Source organism: Sphingosinicellaceae bacterium (assembly GCA_019285715.1).
Lineage (GTDB): Bacteria > Pseudomonadota > Alphaproteobacteria > Sphingomonadales > Sphingomonadaceae > Glacieibacterium.
Genome location: CP079108.1, coordinates 301128 through 316475 on the forward strand (window position 1 = coordinate 301128; position 15348 = coordinate 316475).

The following is a 15348-nucleotide window of genomic DNA, read 5'->3' on the forward strand; positions in this document are numbered from 1 at the left end:
AGTGACTGGAAGCCGAGATGGCCGGCCGTGATCTGAGAATCGAAGCGAAGATCGACGGCGCTGTCGCTGTCGTTCAGGATGGTGAGGGTCGTTATCCCCGACGTCGAGACGAAACAATTCACCGTGCAATAGGTGTTCGCCTTGAAGTGAAAATTGCCGCCGTCGACTTCGCTGAACTTGTCGACCGCGATATCGGTGCCCAGCACATTGAGGAAGATCGAGGTGACGCCGCCGTTCCCGGTGTTCGTCCCGGCGAAATTCGAGAGGCCGAATGCGAAGGACGGCCCCCCGCCGATGGTCGAAGTGACGACAATCGCTGCAGAAGCGCTCGAGAACGTCGTAAATCCAATAAGGAGCAGCAACCCCGATAGCAACCGACTAACATAAAGCAAGCCAGAGTACGCTATAGACCTGTTCGTCATCAGGAATCCCCCCGTGTGCAGGCCCACTCCAGCCTACCGAGAATCCTCTATGGCAGATTTACGTAGCCGCGTCATGACGCTTTAACACATTAAGTTAATATATTCGGCGGGTGCCAATCGCGGCACAGATTCTGCGTGTCCCGATGATGCCGTCGTCGTTCGGATCTAGCAAAATCTGCAGCTTAAGCGCTGTTTCGCAGTCACGACGCGCATCATCCGGTCGATTAGCGCGAGCGAATATCCTCGAACGTAGCATCAATAGCTCGACCTGGTCCGGGTCCTTCGGGCCATAGCTAGCATCGTAGATCAACTTAGTTACGGAGACGTACCGAAGCGCACGATCGGTGTCGCCGCGCGCCGACGATGCTTCGGCCGCGTAGAAGTCGACGTCACCGACCGCTGAATTGGTTGGACCATAGAGCCGCGTGTAGATGCTGCGCGCCTTGTCGAGCGCGGCGAGCGCGCCCACGAAGTCACCGCGCGCCGTCCGGATGCGGCCGGTCAGTATGAGCGAGGCGGCGACCGAAGGATGGTCGTCGTCGAGCACGGTGCGATAGATCGCGACCGCGCGGCCGATCCCGGCGTCGGCCTCGGCAAAGCGCCCATTCTCGAAATCGGCCCAGGCACGGTTCTGGATCGAAGTCGCCGTCAGGACGTGGTTGGTACCGAACTTGGCCGCGTAAAGGGCGCTCGCGGCTGCGAACAGCCTGTCGGCCTCCGCAAAACGCCGGACCCGGACCAGCGCCTGCGCCTCGTTCATCAGGACGCCGCCGAGTTCGGAACGGTGATCGCCCGGCAGCGCTCGAAACAAGTTGGCCGCGCCGTCGAGCCGCTTTGCCGCCTCGGCGTAACGCCCCGCCACATAATCGACCATGGCACGCCGCTCCGCGACCTTGGCGGCGAGGCTCGGCGCATAAGCGGCATCGTGGTCATAGGCCTGGTTCGCCTGGGCGATGAAGTCGAGGCTCTGCTTGGGGTCGCCACGCTTGTAGGCGAGCGTCGACAGCTTCAGCAGCGCAAGCGCACGGCCTTCGCTTTGAGCCGGTTCAAGCGCGAGCGCGGCGCGGAGGTCGCGTTCGGACTCCTTGGGCAGGCCTAGGTTGAAATAAATCTCGCCGGTCGTCGCCAGCAGCTTCGCACCGACCGCGGGTTCGCGGGCCAACTCGCTACTGGCGCGCTTGCTGACCCTGTCGAGGATGGTCAGGGCAGTGATGGTCTTGGGATTCTCGGTCGCGGGATTGGCAATCGCGAAGGTGCCGATCAGAAACTCGAGGCTCTTGTCCGCTAGGCGCCGCTGGCTTTCCGCGACCCGCCGTTGGCCGTCGGCGTAGATCGCCAGGCCGATCGTCAGCACCGCGACTCCCAGCGAGAGCCCCGTCACGATCGCCAACCGGCGCTGGCGGCGCGCCGCATCGCGCCGTGCCAACGCATCGAGCTTGAGCCCGGTCAGCCCTGCGATGATCTTCAGCAGGGCAAGGCGGCGGCCGTCCTTGCCCGGACGAATGTCCGCCGCGATCGGCTCGGCACGCACATCGGAGAGCGTGCCGTCGGCCGCAAGCCGGAAGCGCAATCCGGGCGGGAAGCACTCGAGATCGCCGCCGGCATAGGGCTCGCCAGATGCAATGAGCGCGAGCGTCCGGCCTTCGCCGTGGACCCGCTTGAAGCTCAGTATTTCCTCGTTGACCCACTTCGACCTGGCCGACTGGGGGCTGCAGATCACGACTTGGAAACGGGAGTCGGCGAGGGCGGAACGCAATTCCTCGCCGAGATCGCCACTCGCTGGCAGTTCGTCGCGGTCGCGGAACACCGGCGGCAGGCGGTGCGGAATGTCCCCGAAAGGCGAAGGCGTGCCGACCAAGGCGCGCGGTATGCGGAACGTCTCGAGCGAATGGTGCAGCCAGCGCGCGACCGCACTGTCGGCGTGGCTGTAACTGATGAAGGCTGAGAACCGGGTCACCGACGACAGCCATAACGAGTCCGGGGCATGGCAGCCACCCGCCGCAATTTATGTGCCGTTTACTTCGGACGCCTGACCACGTGCTGAGCACGGCGCCGCGACAGCATCGCGACGATCACCACGACCGGTATACCCAGCCCCAGCCACGCGAGGCCATCATAGACCCCGTCGCCTAGCAGACCCGCCACCAGCCCTGTCAGCGTCGCGACGGCAATGATCGCGGGGTTGCGGAAGACCACGCGGTTGGATCGGTGGTTGGGCGGCGCCGGCTTCATTCTGCCGGCTCGGCGCGAAGCATCGGGCGGGGGCCTTGCCTTGCAACCGCAGGACGCCGGCGTCCGAGCCACAGGTAGAGCCCGCTGCCAAGCACGACGACCGTGACACCGTCGAGCAGCGCCCACAGGATTTTCATCGGCAGTCCGCCGTAGTCGCCGAAGTGCAGCGGTTGCGACAGCAACAGGCCCTGCATGTACCACGGCATCGGCTGCATCGCGGTGAGTGCGCCGGTGCGCGCATCGATCAGCGCCGGTACCAGCAGCTTGGCAGTCAGCGGTGTCGCGCCTTGCATGAAGACCGCATAGTGATGCCGGCTGCTGAAGCTGACGCCGGGGAAGGCGACGAACTGCGGGCGCATATGAGGCGCGGCTTGCAAGGCAGTCGCGACCGCGGCGTCGACCGATCCCAACCGCGTGACCGGCGGCGCGTGGGTGTAGGGCGCGGTCATCGCCGCGAGCTGATCCGCCTTCCAGACGTCGGTCAGCGGCTCGGCGAAGCTGTTGATCGCCCCGGTCAGCCCGACGACCATCGCCCACGCTACGGTGACCACGCCGAGGAGGTTATGCAGGTCGAGCCAGCGGGTGCGCGGCCCGCGCTCGGCGCGCACGGTGCCAAAATCCAGCTTCCGCATGAACGGCGCATACAGCACCACGCCGGACACGATCGCGGCGACGAACAGCATCCCCATCGCGCCTAGGAACAGCTTGCCCGGCAGCCCGGTGAACATGTCGGTGTGCAACTCGAGCAGGAACGCCGTGACGCCGCCACCGGTCGCCGGCAGGACCTGCCCGGTGCGCCGGTCGAGCGACATGAAGTGCATTGCGTCCGCTGGTGCGTCGGTGCGGATCGCCGTGGTCAGGTTGACCACCGGCCGGTGGGTGTCGAAGCTCAGATACAGCGCGACCTCGCGCGGGCGCGTCGCGAGCCCGCGGGCGACCAGCGCATCGAGGCCGAGCGACGGTCCGGCAATTTTGGGCAGCACGGCTTCCTGCCCGGTCGCCGCGTCGATCTCGTCGTGGAAGATGAGCGGCAGGCCGGTCAGGCACAGCATCAGCAGGAATGCCGTCGACACGACGCTGGCCCACTTGTGGACCAAGGCCCAGCCCCGGACCGTTCGCCCGGTCACGCCGTCAGAACTTCCGCGTCACGGTTCCCAGCACCTGACGTCCCGCCCCGAAATTGCATCCTGCCGGTCCCGAACACCGCGCCACATAGCGCTTGTCGAGGATGTTGGAGCCGTTGATCGCCAAACGCCAGTCCCGCGTGTCGTAATGCACGATCGCGTCGAACAGTGTCGCCGACTGGCCGTAATAGACCACCGGGTTGAACGCGCCGGGCAGGCTGCCGGCGCTATCGCTGGTGTAGCGCCCCCCGGCACCCACGCCGAGGCCGCCGAGCTTGCCTTGCGCGATCGTATAGTCGGCAAACAGCGAGAATTTGTGCTTGGGTGTCGTCGGCAGCGGTTGCCCTACTTCGCCGTCGAAATTAGCGTTCCGGGTCACTTCGCTGTGGGTGTAACTGTACGAGGCGTTGATCGCGAGCTGTTGGCGGATGCGCGCGACGACCTCGATCTCGCCGCCATAGACCTCGACCGCGCCGCTCTGGGTGCCGAACACCGGGGTAATCGACGGCGAGGTGCTGACGACGTTCTTCTGCTTGATGTCGAAGGCGGCGGCAGTGGCGAAGATCTTGAAATCGTCCGACATGCCGTGGCCGTCGTACTTGATGCCGGCCTCGACCTGCTTGCCGGTGCTCGGCTTGAAGGCGTTGCCCGTAAGCGAGTCGGTGCCGAGCACGGGCTCGAACGACGTCGCGTAGCTGACGTAGGGCGCGACGCCCGAATCGAGGACGTAGTTCGCGCCGGCGCGCCAGGTGAACTTGTGCTGCTTGCGGCTGGTATCGGCGTTGAAGTCGTCGACCTTGACCCAGTCGTAGCGGCCGCCGAGCGTCACGAACAATTTGTCGAGCTGGATGTGGTCCTGCCCGTAGACGCCGGTCTGGCGCAGGCGCTGGTCGTTGAAGGCGGACGGGTAGCCGGGCTGGGCATCTGCGAGCGGGGCATAGACCGGCTCGAACAGGTCGATGGTCCCGGCCCCGACGAAGCCGAAGTCGGCGACGTTGCGGACGTTGCGATAATCAACACCGCCTAGAAGCTGGTGCTTCAGCGGGCCGGTGTCGAAGGTCGAACTGAAGCGGTTGTCGACGGCGAAACTGCTGACCTGCTCGCGGTAGCTGAAGTTATAGCGTGATACGGTGCGGTAATAGCTCGGCAATGTCGGGTCGGTGGTGTTGAGCAGCCCGCCGCCGCCATAGACGCCGGTGGGCGTGTCCTCGCTGTAATGGCTCCACTTGGCATTCGAGTGGAAGGCAACGCTGTCGGAGAAGTTGTGCTCGAACTCGAATCCGGCACCGGACTGGCGGCGCTCGTACAGGTTCGACGGATCGCCGAGGTTGGTCGAGCGCGAGACCTTGCCGACCGGGTTCGGCAGCAGCGTGCCATAGACCGGCAGGAAGCCGTTGGTATCGCCGCGGACCTGGTCGTACTGGTAGTAAAGCAGCCCGGTCAGGCTGGTGTCGGGGCCGAGCTTGAGCGTCGCGGTCGGTGACGCCAGTAGCCGCTTGGCGTGGACGAAATCACGCTCAGAATCGCGGTCGCGGTAGAGGCCGGTGAAGCGCACATCGAGGAAGCTGGTGACCGCTCCGGTAACCGTGCCGGCGACCTGCTTGTAATCGTCGGTGCCGTATTTGGCGCTGATCTCGCCGCCGAAATCGGCGGACGCGCGGCGGCTGATCTGGTTGTAGATGCCGCCCGGGGGTGCATTGCCGTACAGGACCGAGGCCGGGCCCTTGAGGATCTCGAAGCTGTCGAATGCATACAGGTCGACGCCGACCGAGTAGATCGAGGTCGAGATCGGGGCTGCCAAGCCATCGATATACTGCTTCGGAGTGAAACCGCGCACGGTCAGGAAGTCGAAGCGCAGGTCGGGGCCGTAATTCTCGCCGAACACACCGGCGGTATAGCGCACCGCCTGCTGGGCATCGACGAAGGCGAGCAGGTCGATCTGGTCGCGGCTGATCACCGACACCGACTGCGGCGTCTCGATGAGGGGAATATTGTCCTTGTTCGCGGATACGCTGGCATCGGGGACATAGTGCGGTGCGGTGACGACGATCATCTCGTCGGCGGTGGCTGTCTGCATCGGCGTGCTCGTCGTCACCTGCGCGGCGGCACTGCCGGCGACGGCACCGGCCAGCAACACCACGCGGAGGGGCACGCGCCGCACGAAATTCCGGCTCAACAACACCGCAAGGGTCCCCGTTTTTCGAATTTGACGCGACCGTCTCCCATGTCTGCGACTAACTCGCAATAGCCGGACTGCGTTTGTGTTCCGGACTGTTGCTCAAAACTCGCAGCTTCCAACCGCGGCGGGATGCGTACATGCAGGCGCGAAACATTGGTGGAGGATGGCTTGGACCTGCAACTCAAGGATCGCGTGATTTTCGTCGCGGGCGGCAGCCGCGGCATCGGGCTGGGCATCGTCGAGGCGCTGCTGGGCGAGGGCGCCAGGGTCGCCTTCACGGCGCGCGGCGAGGCCGACCTCGAGGCGACGCGCGCCCGGCTGGCGGACCGGCACGGTGCCGACCGCGTCTGGACCATGGCCGGCGACATGCGCGACTCCGCCGTCATCGACCGCGCTGTCGAGCGCGTCGAGGCCGAGGTCGGGCCGTTGTGGGGCGCGGTCGCCAACGTCGGGCTCGACGGTGCGCCGATGGGCTTCGACCTCGACGACGAGACTTGGGGCAACGGCTTCAGCCAGAACCTCGATTCCGCTTACCGGCTGGCGCGCCCGGTGCTGCGCCGCCTGACTGCGCGCGGCGAGGGCTCGATGCTGTTCATCAGCTCGATCGCCGGCCTCGGCGCGCTCGGCACACCGCTGACCTACGGTACCGCCAAGGCCGCGATGAACCACCTGTCGAAGGAATTGGCGCGCCTCGTTGCGGCCCAGGGCGTCCGGGTCAACACCATCGCGCCGGGCAACATCATCTTCCCGGGCGGCGAGTGGGAGCGCCAGTCGACCGGCGACCGCGCCGACAACTGGAACCGCTGGATCAAGCGCGAGGTGCCGCAGCGCCGCTTCGGCGTCCCACACGAGATCGGCAACGTCGCGGCGTTCCTGCTCAGCCCGGTCGCAAGTTTCCTGACCGGGACGGTGCTCGCGGTCGATGGTGGCCAGACGCGTTGATGATTTGGGTGGGTCGCGGAGCATGACCGCCGAGATCGCGGCGGCGCTGGGCGCGCTGGCACCCCGCCTATCCCCGGGCGGGCGCTCGGTCGCCAACCTGCAGCGTCTCTCGGGCGGAGCGACGCAGGAGATCTGGCGCTTCGAGGTCGAGGGCGGCGACGCTCCGGTGCCGTTGATACTACGCCGTGCGCCCGGAGGCGACCGCGTCTCCGAGCAGACGGTCGGGCTCGAGGTCGAGGCGGCACTGCTCGCGGCGGCGGGGACCGCAGGCGTCCCGGTGCCGCCTGTCGCCTATGTGCTCGAACCCGCCGACGGCCTCGGCCACGGCTTCATCATGGGATTTGTCGCGGGCGAGACGCTCGGCGGGCGCATCGTCAAGCAGGAGGCCGCCGCCCCGGTCGGACTGGCGCGCCAGTGCGGCGACGTTCTTGCCCGGCTTCACAAGATCGACCCGGGCCAATTCCCAAGTCTCGAGCGGCTCAACCCTGCTGACCTCGTCGCGCAGTGGCGCGCCGGCTACCGCGCCGCAGACTGGCCGCGCCCGGTGTTCGAGGTCGCGCTGCGCTGGCTCGACGCGCACTGCCCGGCGCCGCCGGCTCACCCGCGCCTAGTCCACGGCGACTTCCGCAACGGCAATCTGATGATTGGGCCGGAGGGCGTCCGCGCCGTCCTCGACTGGGAACTGGCGCACGTCGGCGACCCGATGGAGGACCTCGGCTGGCTGTGCGTCAACTCGTGGCGCTTCGGCGCGGTCGACAAGCCGGTCGGCGGTTTCGGCGACTACGAAGCCCTGTTCGAGGGCTATGCCAGCGCCGGGGGAGACCCGGTCGACCGCGCCGCGGTGAAGTGGTGGGAGGTCTTCGGGACGCTGCGCTGGGGCATCATGTGCGCCGGAATGACTGTAGCATTTCGCGGTCCCGACCCGACGATCGAGCGCGCCATGATCGCCCGGCGCACCTCGGAAACCGAGATCGACCTGCTGCGGCTGCTGAGGGACTGATCATGCAGGACGAGCCGACACCGCCCGAGATCCTCGCTGCCGTCGCCGCCTTCCTGAGGGAGTCGGTGATCCCTCAGGCGACACCGCTGGTGGCGTTCCAGTCGCGGGTCGCTGCAAATGCCGTCGATCTTGTCGCGCGCCAGCTGGCGCGCGCGCCGGCGGACGAAGCCGAAGAGGCGGTACGGCTGCGCAACCTGCTGGGACGCGACGGTGATCTCGGTGACTTGAACGCCGCCTTCGCCGCAGCAATTGCCGCAGGCGAAATCGACCCAACGACTGAAGATGCTGCGCAGCATTTGTGGAAAACCACGCTAGCCAAAGTGGCGGTCGACCAGCCGAAATACTCCGGATACCGTGCCGCTCTTGCCGACGATAAGGACGCCTGATGGATTTTGCATTGCCTGCCGACCTCGTCGCTTATCTCGCCGAACTCGACGCGTTTATCGAGGCCGAGATCAAGCCGCTGCAAGCCAAGGACGACAACGAGCGCTTTTTCGACCATCGCCGCGAGCACGCCCGCACCGACTGGGACAACGAGGGCCTGCCCCGCCCGGAGTGGGAGGAACTGCTCGGCGAAGCCCGCAAGCTGGCGGACGCTGCGGGCCACTTCCGCTTTGCATGGCCGCAGGAATACGGCGGCAAGGGCGGCTCCAACCTGTGGATGGCGGTGATCCGCGAGCATCTCGCGTCGAAGGGCCTCGGCCTGTTCAACGACCTCCAGAACGAGCACTCGATCGTCGGCAACAATCCGTTCGTGGTGATGTTCAAGGAGTTTGCGACCCCGGAGCAGTTCGAGCGTGATGGCGCCAAGGTCCAGGACGGCAGCATGCGCACGACGTTCGGGCTGACCGAGCCGAACCATGGTTCCGACGCGACCTTCATGGAGACGCGGGCCGTGCGCGAGACCCGCGATGGCAAGCCCGGCTGGCGCATCGACGGCGAGAAGATGTGGACCACCGGTATGCACGTCGCGACCCACGTCATGACCTTCGCGCGGACCAGCGGCAACGACGGCGAGGCGCGCGGTATCACCTGCTTCATCGTCCCCGCCGACACGCCCGGCGTGAAGATCGAGGAGTGGTTGTGGACCTTCAACATGCCCACCGACCACCCGCGCGTCAGCTTCACCGACGTCTGGATTCCGGAGGACGCCTATTGGGGCGAGATCGACCGCGGGCTCGGTTTGGGGCAGAGCTTCGTCCACCAGAACCGCATCCGGCAGGCGGCATCGTCACTCGGCGCTGCGGTGTTCTGCGTCGAGGAGAGCGTCAAATACGCGCTTGAGCGCAAGCCGTTCGGCAAGCCGCTGGCGGACAATCAGGCGATCCAGTGGCCGCTGGTCGAACTCGCCACCCAGTGCGAGATGCTGCGCCTGCTGATCCGCAAGACCGCGTGGGAAATGGACGGCATGGACCACAAGGCGGTCGAGCGGACGCTGAGCGACAAGGTCAGCATGTGCAACTACTGGGCAAACCGGCTGGTCTGCGAGGCCGCTGACCGCGCCATGCAGGTCCACGGCGGCATCGGCTATTCGCGGCACAAGCCGTTCGAGCACATCTACCGCCACCACCGCCGCTACCGCATCACCGAGGGTGCGGAGGAGATCCAGATCCGCAAGGTCGCGGCGTTCCTGTTCGGCTATCTTGGACCGAAGAAGGGGAAAATCGGTACGCCGATCGCGGTGAACTAGGAGCGGGCGCGCACTCGACCGGTCAGGCTGTTGACAGGCGATAGAGTCCGGCACCGTGCGGCGCGATGCTGCGTGCCACGCGCCCTCGAGCCGAACCGTCGGCGCGTCGCTGCCAGAGGTCGCGCACCGAGACCGCGCCCGTTACGCCGAGCGCGGAGAGTTCGATGCCGACTTCCCGCGGCTCCTTGCCGGTGTTGAACAGCGCGAGGTACCAGTCGCCGCCCGGCGCGCGGGCCGACCAGATGCGGGTATGATCTTCGATGAAATGCGGGCGGTTCGCGCTCGAGGCTTGGTTGACCGCGATCACCTCCGGGTTGGTTAGCAGTGCCGTCGTGGGCGCATCGAGATGGCGGAGGTCGCCGCCCATGATCAGCGGCGAGCGCGCGATCGACCACAGGGTCATCACCGTGCGCTGCTCGTCGGGGGTGAACCGGGTGTCGCGCTGGCCGAGGGCGAGCCGCCCCAACGGCAGCATGTCGGCGTCGGGCCAGCGGCCGTCGCCCATGTAGGGATTCCAGTTTTCCAGCCGCGTGAACTGCGCCTCGAGCAGCGGCCACTCGTCCCAGAAATCGTCGGAGATGCGCCACATCTGCGCGTTGTTGCGAGCGTGTGCGGCGCGGATCACCGGCGTCTCGCCGGGCGACATGCTCAGGATCATCGGCCGCCCGCTGCGCGCGATCGCCAGCGTGATCGCCTCGATCTCGGGTGTATGCGCGTCATAGGGCCGGCTAAGGTCGTCGACTTTGACGAAGTCCACCCCCCAGCGTGCGTATTCCGCGAAGACGCCGTCGTAATACGCCTGAGCCCCGGGCTTCGCCATGTCGACGCCGTACATGTCGACATTCCACGAGCAGATGCTGCTCGTATCCGCGATGTCGCGCGCATGCAGCGACGTACCGAGGACGGGCGAATTGGTGGCGACCGCGGCACGCGGGATGCCGCGCATGCGGTGGATGCCGAACTTTAGGCCGAGGCCGTGCACGTCGGCCGCGAGCGGCGCGAAACCCTTGCCGTCCGCGCTCGATGGGAAGCGTACCGGATCGGGCTGGAACTTGCCGAAGGCGTCCATGACGGGCTGGATGTCGGTGTTGTAGGTGTAGCCGCTGGCATGCGGGTCATACCATTGGTGGTCGATCGTGAAGACCGAATAGCCCGCCGGCAGCAGCTCGCGCGCCATGATCCCGGCGGTTTCGCGGGCCTGCGCCTCGGTGATCGTGACCGCGAAGCTGTTCCAGCTGTTCCAGCCCATCGGCGGCGTCGGCGCGAGCTCGCCGCTCGGGCCGACCGAAGCGCCACGCGCGGGGTTTGGCAACACCGAAGCGGCGGTTGCAGCGGTAACCGCTGTCAATATCTCGCGCCGTGTGGCCTGCATGAATTTCTTCTTCTTGCCGACTTGATGGGCGGGCGGTCGAAACGCACCGTCGCGCTAGTAGCTTTCCTCTGCGTAGACCGCGCCGACATCGCCGTTCCAGCGACCGTGGTAGGCCTCCAGCATACGGTCGGCGTTGGTCAGCCCGCTCGCGGCGATCTCGTGGAGGGGGCTGAGGAAACCCTGTTCAGTGTCACCCGCGCCGTTGAGGCGGGAGCGGCGGGCAAGGCCGGCGTCGGCGACCGCGAGCACGTGCTTGGCGAGATCCTGTAGCGTGCCGCCGTTCGGACTCGCGGCCTTCAGCGCCAGCGTCGGTACCTCGTCGCGAAGGCGCACATGGTCGGCGGGCGTCCACGCCTTGCACAGGTCCCACGCGGCAGCCATCGCGTCGGCATCGTAGAGCAGCCCGACCCACAAGGCCGGCAGCGCGCAGATGCGGTCCCAGCGACCACCGTCGGCACCGCGCATCTCAAGGTACGACTTCATCCGGACTTCGGGAAAGGCGGTCGACAGATGATCAACCCAATCACTGACCTTGGGCTTCTCGCCGGGCAGCACGCTGAGCTTGCCGGCCAGGAAGTCGCGGAAGCTGAGGCCTGCGGCGTCGATGTACTTGCCGTCACGGTAGACGAAGTACATCGGCACATCGAGGGCGTAGTCGGCGTAGCGCTCGAAGCCGAAGCCGTCCTCGAACACGAACGGCAGCGTGCCGGTGCGGTGCGGGTCGGTGTCGGTCCAGATGTGGCTGCGGAAGCTGCGGAAGCCGTTGGGCTTGCCCTCGGTGAACGGCGAGTTGGCAAACAGCGCGGTAGCGAGCGGCTGCAGCGCCATCGAGACCCGGAACTTCAACACCATGTCGGCCTCCGACGCATAGTCGAGGTTGGTCTGGATGGTGCAGGTCCGCAGCATCATGTCGAGGCCGAGCCCGCCGACCCGCGGCATGTGCGCGCGCATGATCTCGTAGCGGCCCTTGGGCATCACCGGCAGCTCGGCGCGGGCCTTGTCGGGCCAGAAGCCGAGCCCGAGGAAGCCGAGCCCGAGGCGGTCGCCGATCTCGCGGCACTGCTTCAGATGGCGGTTCGACTCGGCGCAGGTGTCGTGGATGCTCTCAAGCGGTGCGCCCGACAGTTCGAACTGCCCGGCCGGCTCGAGGCTGATCGCACCGTCGGCCCCCTTCAGCGCAATCACTTTGCCGCCTTCGAGGACCGGCTCCCAGCCGAACGCGGTCATGCCGGCGAGCAGGTCCTTGATGCCGCCGGGCTCCTCGTAGGAGGGGGCGCGGTGATCGGCGGTTCGGTACACGAATTTCTCATGCTCGGTGCCGATCCGCCATTGGTCGGCGGGCTTGTTGCCCTTCTCGAACACAGCGATAAGCTGGCTGCGGCTTTCGATCGGGGCGTCGTCGCCGAGCTCGTTCAGGTGATTGCTCATGGCGGCTCGCTTAGCCGGGCATTTCGGCGGGCGCAATTGAGCCTCGCTTGGCTCGCCGATGGCCGGGCCGAAGACGAGGGGAGGAAGAGTTCATGCTTGCAGTCGGCCTGATGTCGGGCACCTCGATGGACGGCATCGACGCGGCGCTGATCGAGACCGACGGCGAGAGCCACAACCGGCGCCTCGGTTTCGTCTTCACGCCGTACGACGACGCGATGCGCGAGCGGCTGCGCGAAGCCTGCGCGACTGCGCTGGGAATGGAGCGGCCCGGCCCCGACGTGGCCATCGACGCGGTCGCCCGCGACCTGACGCTGGCCCACGCCGCGGCGGTCAAGGCACTGCTCGAGGCGACCGGCACTGCGGCCTCGGATGTCGGTGTGGTCGGTTTTCACGGCCAGACCATCGCGCACCGGCCCGAGCGCGGCTGGACGTGGCAGATCGGCGACGGCGCATTGCTCGCGCGGGCCACCGGCATCCGCGTCGTCAACGATTTCCGTTCGGCCGACGTCACCGCGGGGGGGCAGGGCGCGCCGCTCGCGCCGGGCTATCACCGGGCCTTGGCGGCGGGGCTGGAGCGCCCGCTCGGGGTGCTCAATCTCGGAGGCGTCGGCAATTTGACGTGGTTCGGCGAGGGTGACTGGCTCAGCTTCGACACCGGGCCGGGCAATGCCCCGATCGACGACTGGATCCGCGCCACGACGGGGGCCGACCGCGACGAGGGCGGTGCGCTGGCGGCGACGGGAGCGGTCCACGACGCTGTCCTCGACGCGATGCTCGACAACCCGTGGTTCGACCTCGCACCGCCCAAGTCGCTCGACCGCGGCGCGTGGGACGTGCAGGCCGTGCGCAGGCTAAGCGCCGCCGACGGTGCCGCGACCCTGACCGCGTTCACCGCCGCGACAGTAGCGCTGGCCCTCGGTCACGTCGCCCAGTCCCCGCACCGCCTTCTCATCACCGGCGGCGGCCGCCACAACGCGACACTGATGCGGGTGCTGGCGGAGCGCACCGGCGTGCCCTGCGAGCCTGTCGAGGCGGTCGGCTGGCAAGGCGACGAGCTTGAAGCTCAGGCCTTCGCGTGGCTCGCGGTGCGCGTGCTCGGGGGCAAGCCGACGAGCTGGCCCGAGACGACGGGCGTGCGTGAGCCGGTCAGCGGGGGCGTGGTCAGCTCCGCGACCTGAGCGCGTCGTTGATCTCGATCCAGTAGCCGTCCGGATCGCGCACGAAGGTCTGCTTGACCCCCTCGGGGCGGACCGTCACCGGCCGGCCCTCGATGTCCGACCACGGGATGTGCTGGCGTCCAGGCTGAGGATCATCGCGTCCATGTTTGCACACGCCAACGCGAAATGGGTCCAGCGCGACTCGTTGATTGGCTGCTTGCGGCCGCTGACCATGTGGAGGAGCATGCGGTTGCCCATCTTCATCAAGCGCGCGATCGGGAAAGGTGCCGGCCCCTCCGTGAAGCCGAGACGTCCCGGTAGAACGCGACGCTCGTATCCAAATTCGCCACCGAAAGCGCGATATGATCGATGACCGCGACCGGAGCCGTACCCTGTGCGGCGGCAGGCACGCAAAATGCGAGATTGAGCGCGGCAGCGACACTGTCGGCCAATGACATCTTCCTCGGCGACTGTACTCGACGAATTTGGTGCAGCGGTCGATGCAAACCCAGCCATATGCTGGTCCAGCGGGCACCGGCCCGCAACCGGCACGACGGCATTCCGGGCCTGCCGAAAGGATATTCGTGAACGGCATACGGCTTCGTGCAGCAACCTTGAGCGATGCCGCCGCGCTGGGCGCGGTGCACGTCGCCTCGTGGCAGGAGACGTACGCCGGCATCCTGCCCGATGCGATGCTGGCGAGCCTGACGGTCGAGATCCGAACCGCAATGTGGAGCGAAGTCCTCGGCGGCGGGCCGGCATCCGGCGGGCCGTCGGTCCTCGTTGCCGAAGACGAGGGTCGCCTCGCCGGCTTCGGCTCGTACGCCGCGCAACGCGATGAGGTGCTGGCCGAGCGCGGTTTCACCGGCGAGATCGGCGCGATCTACGTCCTGCGGTCACACCAGCATCTTGGCCTCGGCCGCTCGATGATGAGCCACATGGCCCAGGCGCTTTCAGAACAGGGCCACGCCGGGTTGACGCTTTGGGTTCTGCGCGAGAACACGGCGGCGCTCCGCTTCTACGAGTCGCTGGGCGGCGCGGTCGTGGGCGCGCGACAGGACGAGTGGCGCGGCGCGACGCTCAACGAGGTCGCCTATGGCTGGCCAGTGCTGTCGCGACTGGTCGGCTGACCGCGCCTCCGGCTAGACCCCGCGCTTGTCGAGGTAAGCGTCGACCACCGCCATCAGCTCGACCATCTCGTGCTCGAAGAAATGGTTCGCGCCGGGGATGGTCTCGTGGTCAATGGTGATGTGGCGCTGGGTCTTGAGCTTATCGACGAGCTTCTGGACCGAGATGCCGGTGACCACCTCGTCGGCCTCGCCGTCGACGATGATGCCGCTCGACGGGCACGGCGCCAGGAAGGTGAAGTCGTACATGTTCGCCGGCGGGGCGATCGAGATGAAGCCCTTCACCTCCGGGCGACGCATCAGCAGCTGCATGCCGATCCACGCGCCGAACGAATAGCCGCCGACCCAGGTCTGCGAGGCCTCGTGGTTGAACTGCTGCATCCAGTCGAGTGCGGAGGCGGCGTCGCTCAGCTCGCCGATGCCGTTGTCGAAGACGCCCTGGCTGCGGCCGACGCCGCGGAAGTTGAAGCGCAGCGTCGCGAAACCGCGGCGCACGAAGCTGTTATACAGCGCGATGACGATGGGGTGGTTCATCGTGCCCTGCTGCGGATGCGGCTGGAGCAGGATGGCGACCGGTGCGCGCGGGCGCGGGCCGGGCTGGTAACGGCCTTCGAGGCGGCCTTCGGGGCCGGCAAAGATAACGTCGGGCATCGGTTCTCACGGAATAGCGGATGG

At 66.9% G+C, this 15348-nt stretch carries 14 protein-coding genes; 6 read left to right on the forward strand and 8 right to left on the reverse strand.

From position 1 onward, the window contains the following. Nucleotides 1-516: 516 nt before the first annotated feature. From KX816_01515 to KX816_01530, 4 genes are read right to left on the reverse strand one after another with little or no spacing between them, the layout of a single operon-like run. Entirely contained in the window at nt 517-2379 is a 1863-nt protein-coding gene (locus tag KX816_01515; GenBank protein ID QXQ06775.1) for a tetratricopeptide repeat protein, read from the reverse strand. A 59-nt stretch (nt 2380-2438) separates the two neighbouring features. Further along, complete coding sequence (locus KX816_01520; GenBank protein QXQ06776.1) at nt 2439-2654, reverse strand: hypothetical protein; 216 nt, start codon at nt 2652-2654, stop codon at nt 2439-2441. Further along, nucleotides 2651-3781, reverse strand: coding sequence for a PepSY domain-containing protein (locus KX816_01525; GenBank protein QXQ06777.1), 1131 nt, complete (start codon nt 3779-3781; stop codon nt 2651-2653). Before KX816_01525 ends, KX816_01520 begins: the two co-directional genes overlap by 4 nt. 4 nt (nt 3782-3785) lie before the next feature. Beyond that, nucleotides 3786-5855, reverse strand: a complete 2070-nt coding sequence (locus KX816_01530) for a TonB-dependent siderophore receptor (protein ID QXQ08344.1) — start codon at nt 5853-5855, stop codon at nt 3786-3788. A 270-nt stretch (nt 5856-6125) separates the two neighbouring features. Here KX816_01530 and KX816_01535 point away from each other — a divergent pair, with 270 nt between their 5' ends. Genes KX816_01535 through KX816_01550 form a run of 4 tightly spaced genes read left to right on the forward strand, consistent with a single transcriptional unit; the run spans nt 6126 to nt 9589 of the window. Beyond that, entirely contained in the window at nt 6126-6899 is a 774-nt protein-coding gene (locus tag KX816_01535; protein ID QXQ06778.1) for an SDR family oxidoreductase, read from the forward strand. 22 nt (nt 6900-6921) lie between these two features. Further along, nucleotides 6922-7899 carry a phosphotransferase family protein gene (locus KX816_01540; protein QXQ06779.1) on the forward strand — a complete coding sequence of 326 codons (978 nt, stop codon included), beginning with the start codon at nt 6922-6924 and terminating at the stop codon, nt 7897-7899. A 2-nt stretch (nt 7900-7901) separates the two neighbouring features. Further along, entirely contained in the window at nt 7902-8285 is a 384-nt protein-coding gene (locus tag KX816_01545; GenBank protein ID QXQ06780.1) for a hypothetical protein, read from the forward strand. Continuing rightward, nucleotides 8285-9589, forward strand: coding sequence for an acyl-CoA dehydrogenase family protein (locus tag KX816_01550; GenBank protein QXQ06781.1), 1305 nt, complete (start codon nt 8285-8287; stop codon nt 9587-9589). The genes KX816_01545 and KX816_01550 overlap by 1 nt, the downstream gene beginning before the upstream one ends. A 22-nt stretch (nt 9590-9611) precedes the next feature. On the opposite strand, the gene KX816_01555 is transcribed toward KX816_01550, so the two are convergent. Further along, a complete protein-coding gene (locus tag KX816_01555) occupies nt 9612-10961 on the reverse strand; it encodes a glycoside hydrolase family 27 protein (protein ID QXQ06782.1) in 1350 nt (449 codons plus the stop codon). 54 nt (nt 10962-11015) lie between these two features. Beyond that, nucleotides 11016-12389 carry a glutamate--cysteine ligase gene (locus KX816_01560; protein QXQ06783.1) on the reverse strand — a complete coding sequence of 458 codons (1374 nt, stop codon included), beginning with the start codon at nt 12387-12389 and terminating at the stop codon, nt 11016-11018. Between the two features lie 92 nt (nt 12390-12481). Between KX816_01560 and KX816_01565 the strand changes: the two genes are divergently transcribed. Next, on the forward strand, nt 12482-13567 hold the full coding sequence (locus tag KX816_01565) for an anhydro-N-acetylmuramic acid kinase (GenBank protein QXQ06784.1): 1086 nt from the start codon (nt 12482-12484) through the stop codon (nt 13565-13567). Nucleotides 13568-13642: 75 nt separating this feature from the next. Here the strand turns inward: KX816_01565 and KX816_01570 are convergent, their stop codons facing one another. Then, nucleotides 13643-13810 (reverse strand): hypothetical protein, encoded by a 168-nt coding sequence (locus KX816_01570; GenBank protein ID QXQ06785.1) that lies wholly within the window; start codon nt 13808-13810, stop codon nt 13643-13645. A 320-nt stretch (nt 13811-14130) separates the two neighbouring features. Here KX816_01570 and KX816_01575 point away from each other — a divergent pair, with 320 nt between their 5' ends. Continuing rightward, nucleotides 14131-14676, forward strand: coding sequence for a GNAT family N-acetyltransferase (locus KX816_01575; GenBank protein QXQ06786.1), 546 nt, complete (start codon nt 14131-14133; stop codon nt 14674-14676). Nucleotides 14677-14688: 12 nt separating this feature from the next. Here the strand turns inward: KX816_01575 and KX816_01580 are convergent, their stop codons facing one another. Then, nucleotides 14689-15324: an alpha/beta hydrolase gene (locus KX816_01580; protein QXQ06787.1), complete on the reverse strand. Its 636-nt coding sequence runs from the start codon at nt 15322-15324 to the stop codon at nt 14689-14691. Between the last annotated feature and the right edge of the window lie 24 nt (nt 15325-15348).

Coding starts and splice junctions, on each gene's coding strand:
- KX816_01520 (QXQ06776.1), bottom strand. CDS start 2,654: ATGAAGCCGGCGCCGCCCAACCACCGATCCAACCGCGTGGTCTTCCGC.
- KX816_01530 (QXQ08344.1), bottom strand. CDS start 5,855: ATGCAGACAGCCACCGCCGACGAGATGATCGTCGTCACCGCACCGCAC.
- KX816_01540 (QXQ06779.1), top strand. CDS start 6,922: ATGACCGCCGAGATCGCGGCGGCGCTGGGCGCGCTGGCACCCCGCCTA.
- KX816_01545 (QXQ06780.1), top strand. CDS start 7,902: ATGCAGGACGAGCCGACACCGCCCGAGATCCTCGCTGCCGTCGCCGCC.
- KX816_01550 (QXQ06781.1), top strand. CDS start 8,285: ATGGATTTTGCATTGCCTGCCGACCTCGTCGCTTATCTCGCCGAACTC.
- KX816_01555 (QXQ06782.1), bottom strand. CDS start 10,961: ATGCAGGCCACACGGCGCGAGATATTGACAGCGGTTACCGCTGCAACC.
- KX816_01560 (QXQ06783.1), bottom strand. CDS start 12,389: ATGAGCAATCACCTGAACGAGCTCGGCGACGACGCCCCGATCGAAAGC.
- KX816_01565 (QXQ06784.1), top strand. CDS start 12,482: ATGCTTGCAGTCGGCCTGATGTCGGGCACCTCGATGGACGGCATCGAC.
- KX816_01570 (QXQ06785.1), bottom strand. CDS start 13,810: ATGAAGATGGGCAACCGCATGCTCCTCCACATGGTCAGCGGCCGCAAG.
- KX816_01580 (QXQ06787.1), bottom strand. CDS start 15,324: ATGCCCGACGTTATCTTTGCCGGCCCCGAAGGCCGCCTCGAAGGCCGT.